The following is a 7914-nucleotide window of genomic DNA, read 5'->3' as shown; positions in this document are numbered from 1 at the left end:
TGGCCGAGGCCGGCGCCGGCCCGCGCGGCCAGGCCCGCGCCGGGCTGCTGATCGAGGAGATCGCCCTGAACGCGCTCCGCCATGGCGGCGCGCCGGAGGTTCGGCTGACGGTCGCGGTCGAGGATGGCCGCGCGCGCCTCGTCTTCGAGGATGCCGGCCCGCCCTTCGACCCGACGGCGGAGCGCGCGCCGCACCCGCCGGGTGCCGAGCCACGCATCGGCGGGCTCGGCCTGCCGCTGCTGCATGGCACGGCCGCCCACGTCTCCTATGCGCGGGACGGGCGCGGCGTGAACCGCCTCGACATCCTGCTGCGCGGGGAGGAGGAAGCTACCGGCTGAGGAAGCCGTCGAGCCGCGCGAGCACCTCCTCCGGCGCTTCCTCCGCGAGGTAGTGGCCGGAGGCGACGGCGCCGGTCGCGAGCGGCCCGGCCGCGTAGCCGCGCCAGATCGCCGCCGGGTCATACCATTTCGGCAGGCTGCCCTTCGCACCCCACAGCGCGAGCATCGGGCAGGCGACCTTGCGGCCTTCCTCGCGCGATGCGCGGTCGTGCTCGAGGTCGATCGTCGTCGCGGCGCGGTAGTCCTCGCAGATCGCCTCGATCGTGCCGGGGGCGCGGAGTGCCGCGAGGTAGTCGGCGCGCGCCTCCGGGTGGAAGAAATCCGCGGGCTTGGGTTCGCGCGAGGTGTGGAAGTCGAACCATGGCTCGATGTCGGCGCGGATCATCGCCTCCGGCCCGGGATGCCGCTGGGCGAGGAAGAACCAGTGCCAGTAGCCCATGCCGAAGGCCATGTCGGCGCGCTCGAAATGTTCGAGCGTCGGGATGATGTCCATGGTGACGAGGCGTTCCACCGCCGCCGGGTGGTCGAGCGCCATGCGATGCGCGACGCGCGCGCCGCGGTCGTGGGAGACCACCTGGAAGCGCTCATGCCCGAGGGCCGCCATCAGCGCGACCATGTCGGCGGCCATGGCGCGCTTGGCGTAGGGCGCGTGGTCGTCGCTGACCGGGGGCTTGTCGGACAGGCCATAGCCCGTCAGGTCCGGGCAGATCACGTCGTAGCGCCGCGCAAGCACGGGGGCGACGCGGTGCCACATGGCATGCGTCTGCGGGTTGCCGTGCAGCAGCAGCAGCGGGGCGCCTTCGCCACCGCGGCGGAGGCGGACGCGCCTGCCGTTCGCTTCCTGGAACTGCAGGGTGAAGCCGTCGAAGAACATCCTCGCCTCCCGTTGACCGCCCGGCGGGACCGCGCAAGCCTGCGCGCGCAATCATCCCGAGGGAGTGACGTTCTATGTCCGACGATCAGGCGCTGTTCGACAAGGGCTTGCCGATCCGGCGCGCGGTGCTGGGCCCGGAGTACGTGGATTCGTCGATGGCCAAGGCCGACGAGTTCATGATGTCTTTCCAGCGCGCGACCACCGCCTGGGCGTGGGGCTGGGCCTGGGGCGACCCGACGCTGGACCGCAAGACGCGCAGCCTTCTCAACCTCGCGATGCTGACGGCGCTGGGCAAGATCCCGGAGGTGAAGCTGCACGTGAAGGGCGCGCTCAACAACGGCATCACGGTGGACGAGATCAAGGCGACGCTGCTGCACGCGACGGCCTATTGCGGCATTCCTGCCGGCCTCGACGCCTTCAAGGCGGCGCATGAGGTGCTGATCGCCGAAGGCGCGCTGCCGGGGAAGAAGTGACCGACATGGCCGCCATCAAGCGCATCGCGTTCGCCGGCATCGGCAACATGGGCTGGCCGATGGCGGCCAACCTGGTGAAGGCCGGCTTCGAGGTCACAGTGTGCGACGCCGTGCCCGGCCGCGCCGCCTCCTTCGCCGCCGAGACCGGCGGCAAGGCCGCCACCACGCCGGCCGAGGCCGCCGCCGGCGCTGAGGCCGTCGTCATCATCGTGCCCACCAGCAAGCAGGTGGCCGAGGCGGTGGAGGCGATGCTGCCCTCGCTCGCGAAGGGCACGCTCGTGATCGACATGACGTCGGGCCAGCCCGGCCGGACGCGGGAGATCGCTGCCATGCTCGCCGGCCATGGCGTGGCGATGATCGACTGCCCGGTCTCGGGCGGCGTGCCGCGTGCGAAGACCGGCCAGCTCGCCCTGATGGCGGGTGGGGAGGAGGCGGAGATCGACCGCGCCGAGCCCGTGCTGAAGGCAATGGGCACCTCGATCCATCGCTGCGGGCCGATTGGCGCGGGGCAGGCGATGAAGGCGCTGAACAACCTCGTCTCCGCCGGCGGCTACCTGATCGGCATCGAGGCGCTGCTGATCGGCCAGCGCTTCGGCCTCGACCCCGCGAAGATGGTCGATGTGCTGAACGCCAGCACCGGGATGAACAACTCGACGCAGAAGAAGTTCAAGGAATACGTGCTGTCGCGCCGCTTCGACGCGGGCTTCGGCCTCGACCTGATGGTCAAGGACCTATCCATCGCGCTGGAGGTGGGCCGCGAGACAACGACGCCGACACCCTTCGCAGCACTTTGCCGGGAGATGTGGGCCTCGGCGGCTGCGATGCTCGGGCCGGGGGCGGACCACACGGCGGTCGCGAAGCTGTCCGAGCAGATGTCGGGCACCGTGCTCGGGGGGAATGTCGAGAAATGACCGGATCGGATGATCGGAGGGCGGAGACGGCGAAGCCGGCGAGCACCGGAGAGCTGGATCCGATCCGCCAGACATGGGAAGCCTATGCCATCCGCTACGGGCGCCATGAGCGCACGGCGCAGACCAACCATCTGCTGCCGCTGCCCGACCCGCATGAGGCGATGCCGCTCGACTACTATGTCTGGCTGCTGCGCGGCCCCGGCGGGCAGGAGATCGTGGTCGACACCGGCTTCGACCATGAACTCGCCGCCAAGCGCGGGCGGAAGCTGTCGCGCTCGGTCGCGGACTGCCTGTCATCCATGGGCACGGCCCCCGCCGCGGTGCGGGACGTGATCATCACCCACCTGCACTACGACCATGCGGGCAGCCTCGGCATCTTCCCCAACGCCCGCTTCCACCTGCAGGAGCGGGAGATCCACTTCGCCGTCGGCCGGCACATGTGCGTCCACGCCATCCGCATGCCCTTCGAGGCGGAGCACGTCGTCGCCATGGTCCGCGCGCTCTATGCCGACCGCGTCGAGTTCCACGAGGGCGATGCGGAGGTCGCGCCGGGCGTCACGGTGCACCGCGTCGGCGGCCATTCGGACGGGCTGCAGGTGGTGCGCGTCGAGACTGCGCGCGGGCCGGTGGTGCTCGCCTCGGATGCGATGCACTTCTACGCCAATGCGCTGTCGGGCAATCCCTTCCCGATCATCTTCGACCTCGGCGCGATGGCGGCGGGGTGGCGGACGGCGAAGAAGCTCGCGGGCGGCGACGACAGCCGCGTCATCCCCGGGCACGACCCGGCGGTGCGGGACCGATTCCCCGCCGTGCCGGGGCAGGACGGGGAGGTGGTGGCGCTGCACCTGCCCCCCGTGGGCTGACCGCCGCCTATTGCAGGAAGGTCACGGCGCCGGAGGCAAGGCCGGCGCCGCAGAACATCATCGACAGCCCGGGCCAGGTCCGCATCGGCCCGCGCGTCGCGATCAGCGCGTTCACGCCGAGAGAGGCCAGCACCGCCGCCACCGGCTGCGACCAGTGGAGATACCACGCGCCCCAGGCGATCAGCGCGAGCCACATCCAGAACGAGGCCCGCGCCATCCAGCCCCAGACCATGTCCGCCGCGGCCGAGGCGGGGCGCATCTCTGGCGCTTCGGAGCGCGTGCGGATGAAGCTCCCGGCCGAGAGCAGGATCATCGCGATCAGGTAGGTGGACATGGGCCGCTACTTGCGTGCCGGCCGGCTTGCGCGCAAGACCCGCCGCGCCCCCTGACCCGACCGTGAGCGCCCTTGCCCGCCGCCCCGCCGCCCGCCGTGCTGCAGATCCTGCCCTCGCTCGTCTCGGGCGGGGTGGAACGCGGCACGCTCGAGATTGCCGAGGCGCTGGTCGCGGCCGGATTCCGCGCTTTCGTGGCCTCGGCCGGCGGGCCGTTGGTCGCGCCCCTTGAGGCACTCGGCGCCCGGCACGTGACGCTGCCGCTCGCGACCAAGTCGCCGCTCGGCATCTGGCGCAATGCCGCCGCGCTGGCCGACCTCGTGCGGGCGGAAGGGATCGGCATCCTGCATGCCCGCTCCCGCGCGCCGGCCTGGTCGGCGCTGGTCGCCGCGCGACGTACCGGGGCGCGTTTCGTCACCACCTACCACGGCACCTACAATGAAGGGCTGCCGGGCAAGCGGCTGTACAACTCGGTGATGGCGCGGGGCGACCGCGTCATCGCCATCAGCCGCTTCATCGCCGAACATCTGCGCGCCCGGCACGGCGTGGCGGAAGACCGCGTGCGCGTCATCCTGCGCGGCGTGGACGAGCGCGCCTTCGACCCGGCGCGCGTGGACCCCGCTCGCATCGAGGCGCTGCGCGCCGCCTGGGACCTGCCCGAGGGCCGACCGGTGGTGATGCTGCCCGCCCGCGTGACCCGCTGGAAAGGGCAGGGGGTGCTGGTCGAGGCCATGGCCCGCCTGCCGGGCGAGCCGATCGCGCTGCTGGTCGGCGATGCCGGGGCGAAGCCGGCCTTCCGCGACGAACTCGTGGCCCGCATCGCGGCCCTCGGCCTGCGGGAGCGGGTCCGGCTGGTGGGCCATGCCGCGGACATGCCGGCCGCACTGCTGCTGGCGGATGTGGTGGTGCATGCCTCGACCGACCCGGAGGCCTTCGGCCGCACCGTGATCGAGGCGCAGGCCATGGCGCGCTGCGTGATCGCGAGCGACCTGGGCGGCCCGCGGGAGACGGTGGAGGAGGGTACGACGGGCTGGCGCACCCCGCCCGGCGACGCGGATGCGCTGGCGGCGGCGATCGGGCGCGTGCTGGCGCTGCCCGCCGAAGCCCGCGCGGCCATGGGGGCGGCGGCGCGCGCCTGGGTGCTTGCCAACTGCACCACCGCGCGGATGCAGGCGGCGACTCTCGCGGTCTATCGGGAATTGCTGTGATGCGCGTGCTCGTCATCAAGCTCGCGGCCCTTGGCGACTTCGCCCAGGCCTTCGGGCCCTTCGCCGCGATCCGCGCGCATCATCCGGGCGCGCGCATCACCCTGCTGACCACCCGCGCCTATGCCCCGCTCGCCCGGATGGCGCCGTGGTTCGACGAGGTTTGGGAGGATGGGCGGCCGGACTGGACCAACATCCCCGCGGTGCTGCGCCTCGCCCGCCGGCTGCGGGCCGCGCGCTTCGACCGGGTCTATGACCTCCAGACCTCCTCGCGATCCTCCCGGTACCGGTGGTTCGTGGGGCGCGGCGTGGAGTGGTCGGGCATCGCGCGGGGCTGTTCCCACCCGCACGCCAACCCGGCGCGGGACGAGATGCACACGGTCGATCGCCAGCGGGAGCAGCTTGAGATGGCCGGCATCCGGGATTTTCCGCCGCCCGACCTCGGCTGGCTCGATGCCGACATCGCCCGCTTCGCCCTGCCGGGCCGCTTTGCGCTGCTGGTCCCCGGCGCCTCCCCCGGCCGGCCGGCGAAGCGCTGGCCGGCGGACCGCTTCGCCGCGCTGGCGGCGGGGCTCGACCTGCCGGTGGCCGTCATCGGCGGGAAGGGGGAGGCGCCGCTCGCCGCGACCATCCTTGCCGCCGCGCCGGGCGCTACGGACCTGACCGGCCGGACCAGCTTTGCGGACATCGCGGCGCTGGCCCGCCGGGCGGAATTCTGCCTGGGCAACGACACGGGGCCGACGCATCTTGCCGCGGCCTGCGGCTGCCCCACGCTGGCCCTGTTCGGGGAGGACAGCGACCCGGCGCTTTGCGCCCCGCGCGGCCGGGCGGCCTTCTTCCTGCGCCATGTGCCGCTGTCCGACCTGCCGATGGAGCAGGTCAGGGCGGACCTCGCCCGCGTGACTTGACCGCGCCGGGCGCGCTGCCCATGGTCCGCGCCCGCCTTTTCCCGAAGCCTGGAGACGCCTGCACGATGCCCGCGATCACGCTCCCCGATGGTTCCGTCCGGTCCTTCGACGGGCCGGTGACGGGCACGGAGGTTGCGGCCGCGATCGGGCCGGGCCTCGCCAAGGCCGCGCTCGCCATGCAGGTGGATGGCGCGATCCAGGATCTGGCGCGGACCATCGAGTCCGATGCGACGGTCCGCTTCATCACCCGCAAGGATCCCGAGGCGCTCGACCTGATCCGCCACGACTGTGCCCATGTGCTCGCCGAAGCCGTGCAGGCGCTGTATCCGGGCACGCAGGTGACGATCGGCCCGTCGATCGAGAACGGCTTCTACTACGACTTCGCCCGCAACGAGCCCTTCACGCCCGAGGACTTCGCGGCCATCGAGGCGAAGATGCGCGAGATCGTCGCGCGCAACGCCGCCTTCGAGCGCATCGTGACCTCCCGCCACGAGGCGATGGAACTGTTCGAGGCCAAGGGCGAGAAATACAAGGTCGAATTGATCCGCGACCTGCCGCGCGGGGAGACCATCACGCTCTATCGCCAGGGCGACTGGATCGATTTGTGCCGCGGCCCGCACATGCCCGGCACGGGCGCGGTGGGCACCGCCTTCAAGCTGATGAAGGTGGCCGGCGCCTATTGGCGCGGCGACCACCGCAACGCGATGCTGAGCCGCATCTACGGCACGGCCTGGCGCGACCAGAAGGAACTCGACGCCTACCTCACCCAGATCGAGGAGGCGGAGAAGCGCGACCACCGCAAGATCGGCAAGGAGATGGGGCTCTTCCACCTCCAGGAGGAAGCGGTCGGCTCGGTCTTCTGGCACCCCAAGGGCTGGCGGCTGTACCGCACCGTCGAATCGTACATGCGCCGGCGGCTGGACGCGGCCGACTACCAGGAGGTGAAGACGCCGCAGCTGGTGGACCGGAAACTGTGGGAAGCCTCCGGCCACTGGGAAAAGTTCCGCGAGAACATGTTCATCGCGACGGTGGAGGATGAGGGGGAGAAGGACCGCATCCTCGCGCTGAAGCCGATGAACTGTCCCTGCCACGTGCAGATCTTCAACCAGGGCCTGCGGTCCTATCGCGAATTGCCGCTGCGCATGGCCGAATTCGGCTGCTGCCATCGCTACGAACCGTCCGGCGCGCTGCACGGCATCATGCGCGTGCGCGCCTTCACGCAGGACGACGCGCACATCTTCTGCGCCGAGGAGCAGATCGCCGACGAGACCGTGCGCTTCGTCGAATTGCTGTCGTCCATCTACCGCGACTTCGGCTTCGCCGAGTTCCGGGTGAAGTTCTCCGACCGGCCTGCCAAGCGCGCGGGGTCCGACGAGGTGTGGGACCAGGCGGAAGGCGCGCTGAAGGAAGCCTGCCGCATCGCCGGCGTGGACTACGTGCTGAACCCGGGGGAGGGCGCCTTCTACGGCCCGAAGCTGGAATTCGTCCTGCGCGACGCGATCGGCCGGGACTGGCAGTGCGGGACGCTGCAGGTGGACTTCGTCCTCCCGGAACGGCTGGATGCGCTGTATGTGGCCGAGGACGGGACGCGCAAGCGCCCGGTGATGCTGCACCGCGCGATCCTCGGGTCCTTCGAGCGCTTCCTCGGCATCCTGATCGAGCAGCATGCGGGGCGCTTCCCGCTCTGGCTCGCCCCGGTGCCGGTGGTGGTCGCGACCATCGTGGACGAGGCGGCGGACTTCGCCCGCGAAGCCGCGGCGGCGCTGAACAGGGCCGGCGTGCATGCCGTGCTCGACCTGCGCAACGAGAAGATTAACCGCAAGATCGTCGACCATATCGACCAGCGCGTGCCGGTGCTGGCCGTGGTCGGGCGGCGGGAGGCGGAGGAGCGCAGCCTGGTGCTGCGCCGCCTGCCGGGGCGGGAGCAGGAGACGATGCCCCTCGATGCGGCCATCGCCCGGCTGGTCGCGGAGGCCGCGCCCCCCGACCTGCCTGTTGCGGCGGCGTGAG

9 protein-coding genes are annotated in these 7914 nt (G+C 71.5%); 7 read left to right on the top strand and 2 right to left on the bottom strand.

The annotated features are described in order from the left end of the window. On the top strand, positions 1–338 hold a 338-nt coding region (locus HW577_RS04980; protein WP_198374962.1), incomplete at its 5' end, for an ATP-binding protein. On the opposite strand, the gene HW577_RS04975 is transcribed toward HW577_RS04980, so the two are convergent. After that, positions 328–1212 carry an alpha/beta fold hydrolase gene (locus tag HW577_RS04975; RefSeq protein ID WP_198374961.1) on the bottom strand — a complete coding sequence of 295 codons (885 nt, stop codon included), beginning with the start codon at positions 1210–1212 and terminating at the stop codon, positions 328–330. The genes HW577_RS04980 and HW577_RS04975 overlap by 11 nt on opposite strands. Positions 1213–1286: 74 nt before the next feature. Here HW577_RS04975 and HW577_RS04970 point away from each other — a divergent pair, with 74 nt between their 5' ends. From HW577_RS04970 to HW577_RS04960, 3 genes are read left to right on the top strand one after another with little or no spacing between them, the layout of a single operon-like run. Then, positions 1287–1685, top strand: coding sequence for a carboxymuconolactone decarboxylase family protein (locus tag HW577_RS04970; RefSeq protein ID WP_198374960.1), 399 nt, complete (start codon positions 1287–1289; stop codon positions 1683–1685). 5 nt (positions 1686–1690) lie between these two features. Further along, complete coding sequence (locus tag HW577_RS04965) at positions 1691–2596, top strand: NAD(P)-dependent oxidoreductase (protein ID WP_198374959.1); 906 nt, start codon at positions 1691–1693, stop codon at positions 2594–2596. Next, a complete protein-coding gene (locus HW577_RS04960; RefSeq protein WP_232474685.1) occupies positions 2593–3459 on the top strand; it encodes an N-acyl homoserine lactonase family protein in 867 nt (288 codons plus the stop codon). The genes HW577_RS04965 and HW577_RS04960 overlap by 4 nt, the downstream gene beginning before the upstream one ends. A gap of 7 nt (positions 3460–3466) precedes the next feature. Here the strand turns inward: HW577_RS04960 and HW577_RS04955 are convergent, their stop codons facing one another. Further along, entirely contained in the window at positions 3467–3793 is a 327-nt protein-coding gene (locus HW577_RS04955) for a multidrug DMT transporter permease (protein WP_198374958.1), read from the bottom strand. Positions 3794–3865: 72 nt separating this feature from the next. Here HW577_RS04955 and HW577_RS04950 point away from each other — a divergent pair, with 72 nt between their 5' ends. The 3 genes from HW577_RS04950 (at position 3866) to thrS (ending at position 7913) form a co-directional block, all read left to right on the top strand. Then, the gene (locus HW577_RS04950) at positions 3866–4999 is read left to right on the top strand and encodes a glycosyltransferase family 4 protein (protein ID WP_198374957.1); all 1134 of its coding nucleotides are present in this window, start codon (positions 3866–3868) and stop codon (positions 4997–4999) included. Then, complete coding sequence (locus HW577_RS04945; protein WP_198374956.1) at positions 4999–5904, top strand: glycosyltransferase family 9 protein; 906 nt, start codon at positions 4999–5001, stop codon at positions 5902–5904. The genes HW577_RS04950 and HW577_RS04945 overlap by 1 nt, the downstream gene beginning before the upstream one ends. Positions 5905–5969: 65 nt before the next feature. After that, complete coding sequence (gene thrS, locus HW577_RS04940; protein WP_198374955.1) at positions 5970–7913, top strand: threonine--tRNA ligase; 1944 nt, start codon at positions 5970–5972, stop codon at positions 7911–7913. The last annotated feature ends 1 nt before the right edge of the window (position 7914 follow it).

The organism is Neoroseomonas rubea, from assembly GCF_016106015.1.
GTDB lineage: Bacteria > Pseudomonadota > Alphaproteobacteria > Acetobacterales > Acetobacteraceae > Neoroseomonas > Neoroseomonas rubea.
Note: the sequence above shows the minus strand (reverse complement) of the source record. Positions and strands in the feature narration are given on the sequence as shown.